This is a genomic window from Amycolatopsis sp. DSM 110486, from assembly GCF_019468465.1.
GTDB lineage: Bacteria > Actinomycetota > Actinomycetes > Mycobacteriales > Pseudonocardiaceae > Amycolatopsis.
In genome coordinates this window covers 6,980,421-7,000,597 of the sequence record NZ_CP080519.1, presented here as the reverse complement: position 1 = coordinate 7,000,597, position 20,177 = coordinate 6,980,421, and the positions used below count along the sequence as shown (strand labels likewise).

The 20,177-nt window shown below is 73.8% G+C and carries 1 protein-coding gene and 1 pseudogene; both read right to left on the bottom strand.

Annotation, left to right across the window (positions count from 1 at the left end):
* Positions 1–69: 69 nt before the first annotated feature.
* Positions 70–10,713: pseudogene (locus K1T34_RS34105) on the bottom strand (type I polyketide synthase); the annotation flags it as partial.
* A gap of 75 nt (positions 10,714–10,788) precedes the next feature.
* The gene (locus tag K1T34_RS54495) at positions 10,789–20,151 is read right to left on the bottom strand and encodes a type I polyketide synthase (protein WP_370643436.1); all 9,363 of its coding nucleotides are present in this window, start codon (positions 20,149–20,151) and stop codon (positions 10,789–10,791) included.
* Between the last annotated feature and the right edge of the window lie 26 nt (positions 20,152–20,177).

Below are 20,177 nucleotides of genomic sequence, written 5' to 3'. Positions count from 1 at the left end.
CGCACGCACCAGCGAAAGACCCCGCCGGACGCGGTGCGCGTCCGGCGGGGTCCGGTCGGGGCGTGTGCGTCATTCCCGTTCGAGCAGCCACTCCTGCATGGCGCGGGCGGTGACCTCGCGGTGTTCCTCGACCATGCTGTAGTGGTTGCCCGGCACGTCGACCTGGTCGTGGGTCAGCGGCCAGGTGGTCTGCCACTGCTCGCCCGGCACGGGTTCCGCGTCGGGTTCGGCGCCGACGAACTCGGTGGCCCGGACGAGGAGTGTGGGCGCGGACACCGGTGCGGGGAGCCAGTGCTCGAACAGCATCAGGTAGGCCGCCATCGCGGTGAGGCGGACCCCGGTCATGCGGCCGAAGTCCTTTTCCATCTCCAGGGTGCGCATCTCCATGACCGGCATGATGTAGTGGGTCTGCTCGTTGTCGGACAGGTAGGTGTCCACCAGGACCACACCGCGGACCGGCACGCCGAGGGCCTCGAGGCGGGCGGCGACGGCGTGGGCCACCATGCCGCCCGAGGACCGGCCCGCCAGCGCGACGGGCCCGTCGCCGAGGCGCGCCACGATCCGCCGCGCGCCGTAGTCGGCGAGGGCGGCGAGATCGGCCGCCACGTCCTCGCCGGGCACGAAGCCCGGGAGCATCAGCGACCACATGTCCCGGCGCCCGCGCAGGGTGCTCGCCAGGCTCACGAACTCCTGGTCACTGGACCACACCGAGGTCGACGGGAAACAGACCAGCGGCAACCGACCGTCGCCGGAGGCGAGCCGGACCAGGTCGGGTCCCTTCTCGACCGCGCCGGCGTCGGTGAAGCTGCGCCGCAGCCGGGCCGTCGTGGTGAGCACCCGGTGGGCCACCTCGTACTGCCCGGCCTCGCACGCCTGGCGGTAGAGCGTCTCGATGCCGTTGACGAGCGCGGTCTGCCGGTCGACCTCGGCCGGCGGCGGCACGGCCCCACCGGTCCGGTCGAGCAGGGTGCCCAGCTCGCCGGCGAGCGCGCCCAGCGTGGGGTGGTCGAAGACCAGGGTCGGCGCGAGCCGCAGGTCCAGGGCGGTGTTGAGCCGGTTGCGCAGCTCGACCGACGTCAGGGAGTCGAAGCCCAGCTCCCCGAAGGCCCGGCCGGTCTCCAGCGCCGATGGGTCGGAGTGGCCGAGCACGGCCGCGGTCTCCGCGCGCACGAGCTCGACCAGCGCCGCCTCCCGCTCGGGTCCGGCCAGGCCCGCGAACCGGTCGCGCAGGCCGCCGCGCCGCGCGGTGCGGCGGAGGGGCAGCCGGACCAGATCCCGCAGCACCGGCGGAACCTCGAACCCCGCGGGCGGAGTGCCGCCGGCGAGCCGCATCGGCACCACGACCGCCGCGTCGACGCCGAGGGCGGCGTCGAACGCCGCCAGACCGCGCTCGGGCGTGAACCCGATCATCCCGCTGCGGCCCATCCTGGTCCGGTTCGTCTCGTCGAGTTGCCCGGTCATCCCGCCGTCGACCTCCCAGGCGCCCCAGGCCAGCGACCGGGCGGGCAGACCCTCGGCCCGGCGGTGCGCGGCGAGGGCGTCGAGGAACGCGTTGGCAGCGGCGTAGTTGGCCTGCCCCTGGCTGCCGAGGATCCCCGCCGCGGAGGAGAACAGCACCAGCTCGGCCGAGGTCAGCTCGTGCAGGTGCCAGGCCCCGTCGACCTTCGGCCGGAGGACCGCGTGGAGCCGGTCGCCGTCGAGTGACGTGACGAGCCCGTCGTCGAGCGCACCCGCCACGTGCACCACCCGCTCCAGCGGCCGCTCGGCCGGGACCGCCGCGAGCAGGGCGGCCACGGCGGCGCGGTCCGCCACGTCGCAAGCGGCCACGGTCACGTCGGCGCCGAGCTCGGTCAGCTCCGCCAGCAGACCCGGGTCGACGGTGCCGCGCCGGCTCGCCAGGACGAGGTGCCGCACTCCGTGGGCGGCGGCGAGGTGCCGGACCACGTGGCCACCGAGCGCCCCGCCCGCCCCGGTGACGAGGACGGTGCCCCGCGCCTCGAGGCCGCGTTCACGGTCGCCTGGTTCGGCACCGGCCGCTTCGGCGGCCTCGACCCGGCGCAGGCGAGGCACCAGCACCGCGCCGGCCCGCAGCGCGAGCTGCGCCTCCCCGGTGGCGACCGCCGCCGCGAACACGCGGTGCGAGGCGGGTTCGTCGTCGAGGTCGACCACGACGATCCGGGTGGGGTTCTCCTGCTGTGCGCTGCGCAGCAGGCCCCACGCGGCCGCGGCGCTCACGTCCTCGGGCTCGTCGTCCGGCGCGGTCGCGACCGCTCGGCGGGTCACCACCACCAGCCGGTGCTCGGTGAGGCGGTGGTCGGTGAGCCAGTGCCGGACGAGCTCCAGCACGCGGCGGGTGAGCGCGTGGGTTTGCGCCACCACGCCGTCTTCCTGGCCGGCCGCGCAGAACACCAGGACGGTCCGCGGCACCGGTACTCCGGCGTCGAGGGCGTCGTCGAGCGACTGAGGATCGAGGTAGGTGCTGAGCGACATCCCGGCCTCGATCAGCCGCGGTCGCAGCTCGAGCGGGTCGAACCCGAGCACAGCCCAGTCCGTGGCGACCTCGCCCGCGGCCGGCTCGACCGCCCCCCATTCGAGGGCGAGCAGGTCTCCGCTGTTCTGAGCCACCGGAGCCACGGCCGGGGCCCGCAGCGTCAGCGCGTCGATCGTGAGGACCGGCTCGCCGGCGTCGTCCGCTATGAGCACCGACGCGGTGCCACCGGGTCCGCGCGACAGGCGCACACGGGCGGTCTCCGCGCCCTCGGCGAAGAGCCGCACGCCTTCGAACGCGAACGGCACCCCGCGGACGTCCGGTTCCCCGTCCGCGGCGGGCACCCCGAGGGCGAGCGGCTGCAGCGCGGCATCGACCAGCGCCGGATGCACCGCGAACCCGGCCTGTTCGGCGGGAAGTTCGATCTCGGCGAACACCTCGCCCGCTCGGCGCCACATCGCGCGCAGCCCCCGGAACGCCGGCCCGTACACGACGGCACCGTCGGCCAGGCTTTCGTAGAACCCGTCGAGGTCGACCGGGACCGCGTCCGCCGGAGGCCAGGCGGTGTCCGCGAAACCGGCCGGCGCCACGGCGGACGAGCCGAGCAGGCCGGCCGCGTTCACCGTCCATTCAGGAGCGTCGTCGCCCCGGGAGGAGATCCGGACCGGGCGGTGGCCGGCGTCGCCGGGCGCGCCGACGATCAACTGCACGGCCACTCCGCCGTCGGGCGGGAGCACCAGCGGTGCGGCGAGGGTGAGCTCCTCGACGCAGTCGAGGCCGACCCGGGTGCCGGCGTGCAGCGCCAGCTCGGCGAACGCGGTGCCGGGCAGGATCGCGGTCCCGCCGAGCGCGTGGTCGGCGAGCCACGGCTGCGTGTCCCGCGACAGCCGGCCGGTGAACAGGACCTCGTCGCTGCCCGCCACCGGGGTCTCGGCGCCGAGCAGCGGATGCCCGCTGGCCGTGAGCCCGATCGCCGCCGGCGCACCGCCGCCGCCGGGCTTCAGCCAGTAGCGCTGGTGCTCGAACGCGTACGTCGGCAACGCGACCCGTCGCCCGGGGACACCGGTGAACGCCGTCCAGTCCACGGGGACGCCGCGGCTGTGCGCGTGCCCCACCGCTCGCACGATCGCCCGTGCTTCGCCGTCTTCGCCCCGCAACGCCGGGAGGACAATGAGGTCTTCAGGTTCAGCGCAGATCTCGGCGACCATCGCGGTGAGCGTGGCGCCCGGGCCCAGTTCCCAGGCGGTCCGGACGTCGTACCCCAGCAGGGCGCGCACGCCGTCGGCGAACCGCACCGTGCCGCGCGCGTGCCGGACCCAGTACCCCGGATCGCCCCACAGCTCGGCGGACAGGGGCTCACCGGTGAGCGTGGACACCGCGGCGATCCGCGGCTGCGCGAACCCGACCTGATCGAGCACGGTGGCGAACTCGTCGAGCACGGGCTCGACGAGCGGCGAGTGGAACGCGTGGCTCACCGGCAGGAACTTCACCCGCCGGCCGAGGTCGCCGAACCGCCGCGCCAGCGTTTCGAGGGCCGTTTTCCCACCGGACAGCACCACCGACGCCGGCCCGTTGACCGCCGCGACGCCGATCGCGGCCGGATCGGCCGTGGCGAGCGCGTCGGCGACCTCGCTCTCGCTCGCGGCGACGGCGAGCATCCCGCCGCCCACCGGCAAAGCCGCCATCAGCCGGGCCCGCGCGGCCACCACGCGGCAGGCGTCCGGCAACGACCACAGCCCGGCGACGTGGGCGGCGGTCAGCTCGCCGATCGAGTGGCCGGCCACCACGTCGGGCCGTACGCCCCACTGCTCGAGGAGCCGGTGCAGGGCCACGCCGATCGCGAACAACGCGGGCTGGGTGAACGCCGTGTCATCAAGGGCCGCCGCGTCCGCGGACCCGGCATCGGCGAACAGCACGTCACGGAGGGGCCGGGTCAGCTCGCCGTCGAACTGGGCGCACACCTCGTCGAGCGCCTCGGCGAAGACGGGGTAAGCCTCGGCCAGCTCCCGGCCCATCCCCGGCCGCTGCGCGCCCTGGCCGGGAAACAGGAACGCGGTGCGACCGTCGCGGACGAAGTCGCGCACGACACCGGGCGCGGCATCGCCGGCGGCGAGCGCGGCGAGTCCCGCGCGCAGCTCGGTTTCGTCGGCACCGAGGACGACGGCGCGGTGCTCCAGCGCGGCGCGCGTCGTGGCCAGGGCACAGGCGACGTCGCCGGCGTCGGTGTCCTGCGCCGCGGCCACCCGGTCGAGCAACCGGGCCGCCTGGGCGGGCAGGGCCGTCGCCGACCTGGCCGACAGCGGCCAGGCCCACAGGCCGGAGGGCCGGATTTCCTCTGGCGTCTGGGTTTCCGGGGCGGGTTCGGCGACGGACGCCGGTTCCTCGATGATCACGTGCACGTTGGTCCCGCTGATGCCGAACGACGAGACGCCCGCCCGCCGCACCCGGTCACCGGCCGGCCAGGCCCGGGCCTCGGTGAGCAGCCGCACCGTGCCCGCGGACCAGTCCACCTGCTCGGTCGGTTTGTCGACGTGCAAGGTGCGGGGCAGCAGTTCGTGCCGCATCGCGAGCACCATCTTGATCACCCCGCCCGCGCCCGCCGCGTACTGCGTGTGCCCGATGTTGGACTTGAGCGAACCGAGCCACACGGGGTTGTCCTCGTCGCGGCCCCGGCCGTAGGTCGCGAGCAGGGCCTGCGCCTCGATCGGGTCGCCCAGCCGGGTGCCCGTGCCGTGGCCTTCGACCGCGTCGACGTCGACTGGGCCGAGCCCTGCGTTCGCGAGCGCCTGCGCGATCACCCGCTGCTGCGACGGGCCGTTCGGCGCGGTGAGGCCGTTGCTGGCACCGTCCTGGTTGGCGGCGCTCCCCCGGACCACCGCCAGCACCTCGTGCCCGTTGCGCCGCGCGTCGGACAAGCGCTCGACCACCAGCATCGCGACGCCCTCGCCCCAGCCTGTGCCGTCGGCTGCATCGGCGAAGGCCTTGCACCGGCCGTCGGTCGCCAACCCGCCCTGGCGGGAGAACTCGGCGAACGCGCCGGGTGTCGACATGACCGTGACCCCGCCGGCGAGCGCCAGGTCGCATTCACCGCCCCGCAGCGCCTGCCCGGCCAGGTGCAGGGCCATGAGCGAAGACGAGCAGGCGGTGTCGACCGTGACGGCCGGCCCCTCCAGGCCGAGTGTGTAGGCGATCCGGCCCGACATCACGCTGCCCGCGGACCCGGTCAGGCCGTAACCCGCCGCCACCTCCGGCGCGCTCATCAGCACGGCGCCGTACTCCTGCGGCGTGCCGCCGACGAACACGCCGGTCCGGCTGCCGCGCAGAGCCAACGGGTCGATCCCGCCGTCCTCCAGCGCTTCCCACGCGGACTCGAGCAGCAGTCGTTGCTGCGGGTCCATGACCAGCGCTTCGCGCGGCGAGATGCCGAAGAACGCGGAGTCGAAGTCGCCGGCCTCGGCCAGGAACGCGCCCTGCCCCGACGCCAGCGCCCCGCGTCCCGGGTCGAAGAGCCCGGCCCCGCCCCAGCCGCGGTCGGCGGGGAACCCGGTCATCTCGTCGCGTTCGCCGGCGACCAGCTGCCAGAGGTCCTCGGGGCCGCGGACGTGACCGGGGAACCGGCAGGCCATGCCGACGATCACCATGGGGTCGGCCTGCGCCGGCGCCGGTGCGGGAGCCAGGGTGAGGGCGTCGGCCGCGCCGCCGAACAGCGCGTCGTCGAGGTGCCGGGCCAGTTGCGGCACGGTCGGGTAGTCGAAGATCAGGGTGGCGGGCAGCCGCAGGCCCGTGGCTGCGCCGATCCGGTTGCGTAGCTCCAACGCGGTCAGCGAGTCGAACCCCAGGGACTGGAACGGCTTGCCGAGCGAGACGTCCGCGGCGGAGGCGTGGCCGAGGACGGCCGCAGCTTCCCGGCGCACGAGATCGGCGAGCGCGCCGCGCCGCTCGGTCTCGGCCAGCGGCACGAGGCCGGCGGTGAAGGCGGCGTCGCCCGAGCCGGTGGTCGCAGCGCTTTCGGCCTCCTCCTTCAGCACGGCGGCGACCTCGGGGATGTCCTCGATCAGCGGACGGCGCCGTGCCATCGTGTAGCCCGGGGTGAACCGAGCCCAGTCCATATTGGACACCGTCAGTGTCGTCTCGCCGCTGCCCACGGCCTCGGCCATCGCCGTCACCGCGAGTTCGGGATCCATCATCCGCAGGCCCAGCCGGGTCAGCAGCTGACCGGCGTCGCCGGCCGCCATGCCGGAATTCCGCCAGCCGCCCCAGGCGATCGCCGTCGCCGGCAGGCCACGGGCGCGGCGCTGCTCGGCCAGGCCGTTGAGGAAGGCGTTCGCGGCGGCGTAGGCACCGTTGCCGTGGCTGCCCCAGATCGCGGCGCCGGAGGAGAAGAGCACCAAGGCGTCGAGGTCGAGATCCGCGGTCAGCTCGTCGAGGTTTCTGGCACCGTCCACTTTGGCCGAAAGCACGGAAGCGAAGTTCTCGAGGCTTGTCGTGGCGGTCTCTTCGTACGCGGTGACCCCGGCGGCGTGGACAACGGCGGTCAGCTCGGCCGAGAGGCCGGCCAGCACCTGCGCCAGCGCGGCCCGGTCCGCCACGTCGCAGCGCACCACCGAAACCCCGGATTCCAGCTCGTCCCCGGCGTTCGCCCCGCTGCGCGAGAGGAGCACGACCCGCTCCGCGCCGTTCGCGACGAGCCAGCGGGCCACGTGCCGGCCGATGCCGCCGGTGCCACCGGTCACCAGCACCGTGCCTCGCGGAGCCCACCCGCCCGGACGACCGGCAGTACGAACCAGCCGGCGTACCCACACTCCGGACCCGCGCACTGCCAGCTGGTCCTCGCCGGTGTCCCAGGAAAGCGCGGCGGCGAACAGCTCGGCGCTCCGGCGCCCCCACTTCCCGGGCAGGTCGACGAGACCTCCCCAGGTTCGCGGCTGTTCCAGTCCGATGACCTGGCCGAGCGCCCACACCTGGGCCTGGCCGGGGCGGACCGGCGGTTCGCCGTCGAGCGCGCCGGCTCCCTGCGTCGCGACCCACAGCGGCGCGTCGATCTCCAGGTGCCGCAGCGCCTGGCTGAGCGACACGGTGCCGTAGAGGCCGGCGCCGACTCCGGGCGCCGCGGGCAGTGGTTCTTCGTCGAGGCCCAGCAGGGAAAGGATCCCGGCGAGGCCGCCGAGCCCGTCGAGTTTCTCGGCGAGCAGGGCGGTCAGGTCGTCGCGAGCGGGATCGACGACGAGCCGTTCGGCCTTGGCGCCGTGGGCGACCAGCGCGTCGTGGATCCGGTCGGGCCAGACCTCGTCACGGGTGGTCACGAGGAGCCAGATGCCGGCCAGGTGCGCGGGCGGCGCGGACGCGGCCGCCCAGGTCACCCGGTAGCGCCAGTCGTCGAGGGTGTGGCGGCGACGGTCCCGATCGCGCCACCGGTTCAGCGCTGGCAGTGCCTGTTCCCAGAACTCGGCCGGGACGCCGCCGCCCACCGCCTGCGCGATCACCGAGGCGTCCCGTTGCTCCACAATGGACCAGAACGTGTCGTCGGCCGGTGTCCGCTCGGGCGAAGCCTCCGGGGTGAGCCAGAAGTGCTGGTGCTGGAAGGGATACGTCGGCAGGTCGGCCAGGTAGGTGGGACGGGGGGTGGGTTGCGGGAGGGTGACGTCGATTCCGGTGACGTGCGCGGTCGCGAGGGCAGTGAGCCACTGCCGGTAAGTGCCGCCGTTACGGGTCAACGTGTGCAGGACAGTGCCACCGGTGATCTCGTCGACAGCGGTCGTGAGAACGGGATGGGCACTGATTTCGAGGAACCGGCTGAACCCGCTCTCGGCAACCGCGGTGATCGCGTCGGCGAACCGCACCGTCGAACGCAGATTCCGAACCCAGTAGTCCGCGTCCAGCGTCGTGGTATCGACACGTTGCCCGGTAACAGTGGAAACCATGGGAACAGCGGAAGCCTGCGGCGAGATTTCGCCGAGCGCAGCACGCAGCTCGCCGGCGATCGTGTCGACCTGCGCCGAGTGCGAGGCATAGTCCACCGGAATCCGACGCGCCCGCGCACCCTCATTCGCGCAATGCCCAACCAGCGTTTCGACGTCGCCGATCGTGCCCGACACGATCACCGCACCCGGACTGTTCACCGCCGCCACACCGACACCGGTCAACTCCAGCGTCGTGATCGCCTCCTCGACGCGCTCCGCCGGCCAGGCAATCGACCCCATCGCCCCCAAGCCCGAAAGCGAACGTTCGATCAACGCCGACCGCACCGCCACAACCCGCGCCCCGTCCTCCAAACTCAACGCACCAGCAACACACGCAGCCGCGATCTCACCCTGCGAATGCCCAACCACCACAGCCGGAACAACACCAGCCTCAGCCCACAAAGCCGCCAACGACACCGCAACCGCCCACGACACCGGCTGCACCACCGACACCCGGTCCATCGCCACCGGATCATCGAGCACCTCGGACAACGACCAGTCAACCCACGGCGACAGAGCCCGCTCACACGCAACCATCGACTCCGCAAACACCGCAGACGCTTCCCACAACGCCCGACCCATGCCAACCCACTGACCACCCTGACCAGCAAAAACACCAGCCACACCACCGGAACCCGACACCAACCCCCGCACCACATCCGGAGACTCGACACCCTCGGCCACCGCACGCACACCCGCCACCAGCGCCGCACGGTCGCCACCGATCACCACCGCGCGATGCTCGAACCGCGACCGCCCCGCCGCCAGCGCCCACCCGAGGTCACCGGCCTGCCACGCCGACTCCGACGCCACCGTGTCCAGCCGCCGGGCCTGCTCCCGCAAGGCGGCTTCCGACCCAGCGGACACCACCCACGACGCCGGCCCGCCGGAACCGGCGCCCGCCTCGGCCGGCTCCTCCTCGGGTGTCTGCTCCAGCACGACGTGCGCGTTCGTGCCGCTCATCCCGAACGACGACACCGCCGCCCGCCGCGGCCGATCCGTTTCCGGCCACTCCCGCGCCTTGGTCAGCAGTTCCACCGCGCCCGCGGACCAGTCGACCTCCGCCGACCGCTCCCCGACGTGCAACGTCGCCGGCAGCACCCCATGCCGCAACGACTCGACCATCTTGATCACGCCGGCCACACCGGAAACGGCCTGCGTGTGGCCGATGTTCGACTTCACCGAACCCAGCCACAGCGGCTCGCCCCCGAGCCGGTCCTGCCCGTACGTCGCCAGCAACGCCTGCGCCTCGATCGGATCGCCCAGCTTCGTGCCCGTCCCGTGGGCCTCGACGGCGTCCACCTCGGCCGCCGAAAGCCCGGCACTCGCCAGCGCGTCGCGGATCACCCGTTCCTGCGAAGGACCATTCGGTGCCGTGAGCCCGTTGGACGCACCATCCTGGTTCACCGCCGAACCCCGCACCACCGCCAGCACCCGATGCCCGTTGCGACGCGCATCCGACAGCCGCTCCAGCAGCACGACCGCGGCACCCTCGCCCCAGCCGATCCCGTCGGCCGCGTCGGAAAACGCCTTGCACCGGCCGTCGACCGCCAGCCCGCGCTGACGCGCGAACGCCACGAATCCCGACGGGGTGGCGAGAATCGCGGCCCCACCCGCCAGGGCGAGCGAGCAGTCGTTCTGCCGCAGGGACTGGATGGCCGTGTGCATCGCGACGAGCGACGAAGAGCAGGCCGTGTCGACCGACACGGCCGGTCCCTCGAGCCCGAGGACGTAGGCGATGCGGCCGGACATCACGCTGCCCGTGCCGCCGGTCAGCGCGTACGCCTCCCCGCCCGGCACGCCCATCAGCGCCGCGGTGTGTTCGAGCGCCGCGCCGCCGACGAACACCCCGGTCCGGCTGCCCCGCAACGACAACGGCGCGATCCCCGCCCGCTCCACCGCTTCCCACGAGATCTCGAGCAGCAACCGCTGCTGCGGATCCATCATCGAGGCCTCGCGCGGCGAAATGCCGAACACCGACGGGTCGAAGTTGCCCGCGCCGCGCAGGAACGCGCCCTGCGTCGTGTACGTGGTGCCCGACCGGTCCGGGTCGGCGTCGTACAGCGCGGCCAGGTCCCAGCCGCGGTCGGTCGGGAACGGGCCGACCGCGTCCACCTCGTCGACGACCAGCTGCCACAGCTGCTCAGGCGTGTCGGCCCCGCCCGGCAGCCGGCAGGCCATACCGACCACGGCGATCGGCTCGCGCTGCCGCTCCTGGCTCTCCTTCAGCCGCTGACGCGTCTGCTGCAGGTCGGTCGTCACGCGCTTGAGGTAGGTGCGCAGCTTGTCCTCGGTCATGCTTCCTCATTCCGGGGTGATGGTCGCGTAAGCGGGGACGGGTCAGGACACACCCAGGTCGTGATCGATGAAGTCGAAGATCTCGTCGTCGGACGCGGTGTCGAGGTCGACGTCGGCGTCCGGGTCCTCGCCGGGGCCGTCGAGCGCGGCCAGGAGCTCCCGCAGCCGCCGGGCGACGTCGTCCCGCGCCGCGCCGAGGCCCGGCAGCGCGCCGGCGATCCGGTTGAGCTCGCGGGCGACGTCCACGAAGTCGGTGAGCGACTGCTCGGCCGGCACGAGTCGCGCGAGCACGAACCGCGCCAACGCCGCGGGTGTCGGGTGGTCGAACACGAGCGTGGCCGGCAGGACGAGCCCGGTCTCGGCACCCAGGCGCGTGCGCAGTTCGACCGCCGTGAGCGAGTCGAACCCGAGCTCCGCCAGTGCCCGGTCGTCGGCGATGGCGTCCGGCGAGTCGTATCGCAGCACCGCGGCGAGATGCTTGCGGACGAGGCCGAGCAGCACCGCGTGACGCTCGGCCTCCAGCAGACCGGCGAGGCGCTCGCGCAGCTCGTCTCCGGTCGAGGTGTCCGCTGTGGTCTCGGCCTGCTCCCTCAGCACGGCGGCGACCTCGGGGATGTCCTCGATCAGCGGACGGCGCCGCGCCATCGTGTAAGCCGGGGTGAACCGGGCCCAGTCCATATCGGACACCGTCAACGCCGTCTCACCGCTGGCCACGGCCTCGGCCATCGCCGCCACGGCCAGCTCGGGGTCCATCATCCGCAGGCCCAGCCGCGTCAGTGCCTCGGCCGCGCCTTCGTTGTCCTGCAGCATGCCGCCGGATCCCCACGCGCCCCAGGCGATCGCCGTGGCCGGCAGACCGCGGGCCCGCCGCTGCTCCGCCAGCCCGTCCAGGAACGCGTTGCCGGCGGCGTAGGCGCCGTTGCCCGCGCTGCCCCATACCGCCGAGCCCGACGAGAAGAGCACGAAGGCGTCGAGGTCGAGATCCGCGGTCAGCTCGTCGAGGTTCCGCGCGCCCGCGACCTTCCCGAGCGTCGCCTCGGCGAGATCGTCCGGGGTGAGGCCGGCAGTGGGCCCGTAGCTGGCGACACCGGCGGCATGGACAACGGCGGTGAGCTCATCCGAAAGGCCGGCCACAACTTCCGCCAGCGCATCCCGATCGGCCACGTCACAGCGGACCACCGAAACCACGGAACCCACCGAATCCGGCTCGCTCACGGCGTCGGCACCGCGGCGCGACACCAGCACTACCCGGTCGGCGCCGTTCGCGACGAGCCAGCGGGTGAGGTGCGAGCCCACGCCACCGGTCCCGCCGGTGACCAGCACCGTCCCTCGCGGGGTCCACGTCCCGGGGCCGCCCGCGCCGCGCACGAGCCGGCGCGCCCACACGCCCGATGCTCGCACCGCGACCTGGTCCTCACCGGAGGTGAGCACGCCCAGCACCCGACGGGCGGTGTGCTCGTCCGGCGCGGCCGGGAGATCCACCAGGCCGCCCCAGGACCGGGGGTTCTCGAGCCCGTGCACCTGCCCGAGGCCCCAGCTCTCGCGCTGGCCGGCCGACACCGGCTCGGCGTCGTCGACCGCGACCGCGCCCCGGGTGAACAGCCACACCGGCACCTCGATCTCCAGCGCCCCCAACGCCTGCGTCACCGCGACGGTGCCGGCGAGACCGGCGGGGACCACGGGGTGCCGGGTCAGCGGACGTTCGTCCAGCGGCGTCAGGCAGAGGACACCGGTCAGGTCGCCGGCCTGGTTCCCGTGCCGCGCCAGGGCGTCCGTGATGTCCTCGGCAATCCGCTCCCGGGTCGCCTCGGCCTCGGCCGGCACGACGAAGCCGTCGAGGCCTTCGGCGAGCAGTGCGTCGACCGTGCTCTGCTCGGCGGCCGGAGCGACGACGAGCCAGGTTCCCGACGGCCTCGCCGGTCGGTCTCCGGTCTGCCGTTTCCAGGTGAGGCGGTAGCGCCACGCGTCGAGGCGCTCGCTGCGCCGGCGCCCTTCGTGCCACTGCGCCAGCACCGGCAAGGCCTGCCCCCAGAACTCCGCCGGCGGGTCGCCGCCGAGGACTTCCGCGAACGCGGGCACGTCGTGCTTCTCCACCGCGGACCAGAACGCGTCGTCCGCCGCGCCGCCCGCGGCCGTGGTCCGCGGGGTGAGCCAGAAGTGCTGGTGCTGGAACGGATACGTCGGCAGTTCGAGCAGGTACGCCGGCCGAGGCGTCGGTTGGGGCAACGTGAGGTCGATCCCCTTGACGTAGGCCGTGGCCACGGCGGTGAGCCACTGGCGGTGGTCGCCGTTGTCGCGGGTGAGGGTGGTGAGCACGGTGGCCGGTGCCCCGGACTCGTACGTGGTGTCTTCGACGGCAGCGCTCAGCACGGGGTGGGCGCTGATCTCGAGGAACCGGCTGAACCCACTCTCGGCGACGGCGGTGATCGCGTCGGCGAACCGCACGGTGGAGCGCAAGTTCTGCACCCAGTAGTCCGCGTCGAGGGTGGTCGTGTCGATGCGTTGCCCGGTGACACTGGAGACCATCGGGATGACCGAGGTCTGCGGGGTGATTCCCTTCAGCGCGGTACGCAGTTCGTCGGCGATCGTGTCGACCTGGGCCGAGTGCGAGGCGTAGTCCACCGGAATCCGACGCGCCCGCGCGCCTTTGGCCGCGCAGTGCGCGACCAAGGTTTCGAGTTCGCCGACCGGCCCGGACACGATCACCGCGGCCGGGCTGTTCACCGCGGCAACGCCGACACCGGCCAGGCCCAACGTGCTGATCGCTTCCTCGACCCGCTCGGCCGGCCACGCGATCGACCCCATCGTGCCCAGCCCGGACAAGGACCGTTCGATCAAGCCCGATCGCACCGCGACGACCCGTGCCGCGTCGTCGAGGCTCAGCGCCCCGGCAACACACGCGGCCGCGATCTCCCCTTGCGAATGGCCCACCACCACGGCCGGAACCACACCCACGTCCGCCCACAGCGCCGCGAGCGAGGTCGCCACCGCCCATGACACGGGCTGCACCACCGAGACCCGGCCCATCGCCACCGGATCGTCCAGCACGTCGGACAACGACCAGTCGACCCACGGAGCAAGAGCCCGTTCACAGGCGGCCATCGACTCCGCGAACACCGGCGACGCTTCCCACAGCGCCCGGCCCATGCCGACCCACTGGCCGCCCTGCCCAGCGAAAATCCCGGCCACACCACCGGAACCCGACACCGTCCCGCGCACCACATCCGGAGACTCGGCGCCCTCGGCCACCGCGGACAATCCCGCCGGCATCGACGTCCGGTCACCGATCACCACCGCACGATGCTCGAACCGCGACCGCCCCACCGAGAGCGTGTGCGCGACCGCCACCTCCGAAACATCCGGATGTGAAGCCAGATGCGCGGACAGCCGCCCGGCCTGACCGGCCAGCGCCGCGTCCGTCACCCCCGACAACGGCACCAGCACCACACCGTCCGACGGCTCGGAAACCACCGGCTCTTCCTCAAGAGCCTGCTCCAGCACCACGTGCGCGTTCGTCCCGCTCATGCCGAACGACGACACCCCCACCCGCCGGGGGCGGCCCGTCGCCGGCCACTCTCGGGCCTCCGTGAGCAATTCCACCGCGCCCGACGACCAGTCCACCTCTCCCGACGGCGCGTCGACGTGCAGCGTCGCCGGCAACCTTCCGTGCCGCAGCGCCGCCACGGCCTTGATCACTCCCGCCACGCCCGCGGCGGCCTGCGTGTGGCCGAGGTTCGACTTGAGCGAACCCAGCCACAGCGGCTCACCACCGAGCCGGTCGCGCCCGTAGGTCGCCAGCAGCGCCTCGACCTCGATCGGGTCCCCGAGTTTCGTGCCGGTCCCGTGCCCTTCGACCGCGTCCACTTCGGACGGTTCAAGGCCGGCAGCGGCCAGCGCGTCCCGGATCACCCGCTCCTGCGAAGGACCGTTCGGTGCCGTCAGACCATTGGACGCACCATCCTGGTTCACCGCCGAACCCCGCACCACCGCCAGCACCCGATGCCCATTGCGACGCGCATCCGACAGCCGCTCCAGAACGAGCACACCGACGCCTTCCGCCCAGCCGGTCCCGTCGGCGGCGGAGGAGAACGCCTTGCACCGGCCGTCCGCGGCCAGCCCGCCCTGCCGCGAGAACTCGACGAAGTTGCCCGGCGTCGACATCACGGCGACCCCACCGGCCAGAGCCAGGTCGCACTCACCGCCGCGCAACGCCTGCGCCGCCAGGTGCAGCCCGACCAACGACGACGAACACGCCGTGTCCACCGAGACCGCCGGGCCCTGCAGGCCGAGGAAGTACGACAACCGTCCGGAAAGGACACTCCCGGCGGCACCGGTCAGCACGTAGCCGGAGTCGGATTCGGCGGAGTTCACCAGGACGGTCGAGTACTCCTGCACCGTCCCGCCGACGTAGACGCCGGTGCGGCTGCCGTGCAACGACAACGGATCGATCCCCGCCCGCTCCACCGCCTCCCACGACACCTCCAACAACAACCGCTGCTGCGGATCCATCGCCAACGCCTCCCGCGGCGACACCCCGAAAAACCCCGCGTCGAACCCACCCACCTCGGCAAGAAACCCGCCACGGCCACCGGCAGAACCAGGCCACGCCTCCCAGCCGCGGTCAGCCGGAAACCCCGACACAGCGTCGACCCCGTCCGACACCAGCCGCCACAGATCCTCCGGCGAGCTCACCCCGCCTGGCAGCCGGCACCCCATCCCGACCACTGCCACCGGCTCGTCGGCGACGGCCCGGGCCACGGCCGCTTCCCGTGCGGTGGTGACGCCCAGCAGCCGCTCGCGCAGCGCGTCGGCCAGCTCCGCAGGCGTCGGAAAATCGAACACGAGCGCCGCGGGCAGGGTCAGGCCGGTCGCGGTACCGAGGCGGGTCCGCAGCTCCATGGCGGTCAGCGAGTCGAACCCCTGACTGCCGAACGCGGTGCCGGCCCCGATCGAGGTAGGCCCGGGCAGGCCCAGCACCTCCGCGGCCGCGCGGCGGACCAGCTCGAGCAGGCTCATCCGCTGCTCGGCCTCCGCCATCGCCGCGAGGCGGGTCCGCAGCTCGTCGCCGGCCTCGGTGCCGGCCGGCTCCTCCTCCGCACTCAGGATTCCCACGACCTCGGGCACGCCCTCGATCAGTGGACGGCGCCGCGCCATCGTGTACGCGGGGGTGAACCGCGCCCAGTCGATCGCCGCGATCGTGCAAGTCGCCGCTCCGGACCCGACCGCCTCGCCGAGCGCGGCGAGCGCCGGCTCCGGGTCCATGGCGCGCAGGCCACGTCGCAGCAGCGCCTCGTCGTCCACGTCGGCGGCCATCCCTCCGGCCCGCCAAGGGCCCCAGGCGATCGAGGTGGCCGTGAGTCCTCGTGCTCGTCGGTGCTCGGCAAGGCCGTCGAGGTAGGCGTTCGCGCTCGCGTACGCGGCCTGACCGGCACCTCCCCAGGCGGCCGCGCCCGAGGAGAACAGCACGAACGCGTCGAGGTCGAGCTGCGCGGTCAGGTCGTGCAGGTGCCGGGCGCCCGCCGCCTTGGCCCCCGCGGCCACGGCGAAATCGGCCGCCGAGCTGCTCAGCAGATCTCGGTACTCGGCAATTCCGGCCGCGTGCACGACCGCGCGCAACGGCTGCTCGTCCGGCACTCGGGCCAGCAACGCCGTGACAGCTTCGCGGTCGGCCACGTCGCACGCCTCGATCACGACCTCGGCGCCCGCCGCGGACAGCTCCGCACGCAGTTCGCCGGCCCCGGCGGCCGCCGGTCCGCGCCGGCTCGCGAGCACCAGCCGCTCCGCGCCGTTGGCGACGAGCCAGCGGGCCACCTGCGCACCGAGGCCGCCCGTGCCACCGGTCACCAGCACCGTGCCCCGCGGCCGCCAGCCGCCCCGCCCGCGCCCCGGCCCGCCCGCTGCCCGGACCAGCCGGCGGCCGAACACCCCGGCGGCGCGGATCGCGACCTGGTCCTCGCCGCCGGTCGCGGTGAGGACCCCGGCCAGCCGGTCCAGCACCCGCTCGTCCGGATCCGCCGGGAGATCGACCAGCCCACCCCAGGACCGCGGCAGCTCCAGCCCCGCGACCTGGCCCAGACCCCACAGCTGTCGCTGCGCCGGGGAGACGACCTCGTCGGTCCGGCCGACGGCCACGGCCGACCGCGTGAGAATCCACAGTGGAGCGTCGACACCGGCCAGTGTCCCGAAGAGCGACACCGTGGTGCTCAGGCCCGAAGACAGCGCCGGGAATTCGGGATCCGCGCCCTCGGCCAGGCCGAGCAACGACAGCACACCGGCCGGGGTGAAACCGTCCAACGCCCCGGAAAGCCGGGCCGCCAGGTCCTCGGCCGACGTCGCGGACACCGTGCGCACCGTCGCGCCGTGCTCCCGAAGCGCTCCAGTCACGCGGGCCGCGAACTCGTCCTCGCCCTCGGGCAGCATCACCAGCCAGTCACCGAGCGCCCGGGCGGAGGCCACCGGCACGGGCGACCAGTCCGTGCGATACCGCCAGGACCCGAGCAGCGCGTGCCGGTCGCGGTCACGGTGCCACCGCGCGAGCGCGGGCAGCACCGGTTCCCACACCGCCGCGTCGGAGCCCAGCAGGTCCGCGAACCGCACCGGCTCGGCCTGCTCGACCGCGGCCCAGAATTCGGCATCGGCGGGCGGGTTCGGGGTTCGCGAGCCGGGTTCGCCGTCGAGCCAGTAGCGGCGGTGCCGGAACGCGTATGTCGGGAGCTCGACGGCCGAGCGCGGCCGCCCGCCGGTGAAGGCTTCCCGGTCCAGGGCCGCGCCTCGGACGTAGGCGCGCGTGACGGCGGCGTAGAGGGCGTCGACCTCACCGCGATCCCCGCGCATCCCGGCCGCGCACACCACAGCGTCGGGCTCGGTTTCCCGAAACGCCAGGCATTCCTCGGCCATCGCGGTACCGGCGCTGCCGGGTCCCAGTTCCAGGATCGTGGCGACCCCGCGGTCCACGAGCGTGCCCACGCCGTCGGCGAACCGCACGGTCTCGCGCACGTGCCGGACCCAGTAGCCCGGATCGCGCCACTGCTCCGCGGTGACGAGCGCACCGGTGAGACCCGAGACCGCGGGCAGCTGCGGGACACCGAAGGTGACCCGCTCGAGGACGGCGCGGAAGGCGTCGAGCATCGGTGCCATCAGCGGCGAGTGGAACGCGTGGCTCACCGCGAGCCGCCGGGTGCGAGCACCCTGCGCGGCGAACTGCGCGGCCACCTCCAGCACCGCCGGCTCGACGCCGGACACGACCACGGAGGCGGGCCCGTTCACCGCCGCCACGCCGACCTGGTCCCCGTGCTCGGCGAGCACGGCCCGCACCTGCTCCTCGGGCAGCCCGACGGCCACCATCGCCCCGCCGGCCGGAAGCTCCCCCATCAGCCGGGCGCGGGCCAGCACCACGGCACAGGCGTCGGCGAGCGTCCACAGCCCCGCCACGTGCGCCGCGGCCAGCTCGCCGATCGAATGGCCGAGCACCACGTCCGGCCGCACACCCCAGCTCTCGAGCAGCCGGTACAGCGCGACCTCGACCGCGAACAACGCCGGCTGGGTGTAGGTGGTGGTGCCGAGCGCCGCCGCGGCGTCCGTGCCCTCGACGGCGAAAACGACGTCGGCGAGCGGCCGGTCGAGCCCCGGCGCGAACGCCGCGCAGATCTCGTCGAACGCGGCCGCGAACACCGGGAACGCCTCGTACAGCGACCGGGCCATCCCCGGGCGCTGGGCTCCCTGTCCCGCAAAGGAAAATGCGAGCCGGCCCTCCCGCACCCGGTCGCGCACGACGCCGGGCACGACCTCGCCGCCGGCCAGGGCGCGGAGCCCGGCGAGCACGCCGGCCCGATCCCCCGCGACGACGGCGGCCCGCTCCTCGAGGCTCGCCCGGCCGGCCGCCATCGCCCGCGCGACGTCACCGGGATCGGCGTCGGGGGTGCGGCTCAGCCAGGTGGCCAGCTGCGCGGCCTGCTCGCCCAGCGCGTCACTCCCCCTGGCCGACACCAGCACCGGCGGCAGCGGGATCTGGGCCGGCTCGGCTGCCGAGGGTTCCGTGGGTTCGAAGGGTTCGGCCTGCTCGAGGACGACGTGGGCGTTGGTGCCGCTGATGCCGAACGAGGACACCCCCGCCCGGCGGACCCGGCCCGGATCCGGCCACGGCCGGTTCTCCCCCAGCAGCTCCACCGCGCCGGCCGTCCAGTCGACCTGCGAGGTGGGCCGGTCCACGTGCAGCGTCCGCGGCAGCACTCGGTGCCGCAGCGCCATCACCATCTTGATCACCCCGGCCACCCCGGCGGCGTACTGCGTGTGCCCGATGTTCGACTTGATCGAACCGATCCACAGCGGCCGGTCGCCGGAGCGGTCCTGGCCGTACGTCGCGAGCAATGCGTGGGCCTCGATCGGGTCACCGAGCCGCGTGCCGGTCCCGTGCGCCTCGACGGCGTCCACATCGGACAGTGACAGGCCCGCATCGGCGAGCGCCGCCCGGATCACCCGCTGCTGCGACGGGCCGCTCGGCGCGGTCAGGCCGTTGGAGGCGCCGTCGGAGTTCACGGCCGTGCCGCGAACCGTCGCGAGCACGCGAAGCCCCCGCCGGCGCGCGTCCGACAGCCGCATCACCGCGAGCAGCCCGACCCCCTCACCCCAGCCCGTACCGTCGGCCGCGTCGGCGAACGGCTTGCACCGCCCATTGCCCGCCGAGCCACCCTGGCCCGCGAACTCGGCGAAGATGGCCGGAGTGGACATCACCAGCACCCCGCCGGCGAGCGCGAGGTCGCACTCCCCCGACCGCAGCGACCGGGTCGCCAGGTGCAGAGCCACCAGCGAAGAAGAGCACGCGGTGTCGACCGTGACCGCGGGACCTTCCAGCCCGAGGCAGTAGGCGATCCGGCCGGACATCACGCTTCCCGGCACCCCGGTGAGCGCGTAACCCGGCGCCTGGCCGGACTCCGCGAGCAAGGCGCCGTACTCCTGCGACGCACCACCGACGAACACCCCGGCCCGGCTGCCCCGCAGGGAAACCGGGTCGACACCGGCGTGTTCCACCGCCTCCCAGGCCGCCTCCAGCAGAAGCCGCTGCTGCGGGTCCATCGTCAGCGCTTCGCGGGGCGAGATCCCGAAGAACGGCGCGTCGAACTCCCCCGCCTCGGTGAGGAAGGCGGCCTCGCGGGCCGTCGGCACGTCGAAACCGTCCCACCCGCGGTCCGCCGGGAACGCCGTCATGGCGTCCCGGCCGTCCGCGACGAGCCGCCAGAGCTCCTCCGGCCCGTGCACCCCGCCCGGGAACCGGCACGCGATCCCGACGATCGCGACGGGTTCGGCCGCGGCGGAGGCCAGGCGCTGGTTCTGCCGGCGCAGGCGCTCGTTCTCCACCAGCGACGCACGCAGGGCGTCGACGACCTCGGTGGCGGAAGTACTCATCACGGGGCTCCCACTGTTCGCCGCTGTTC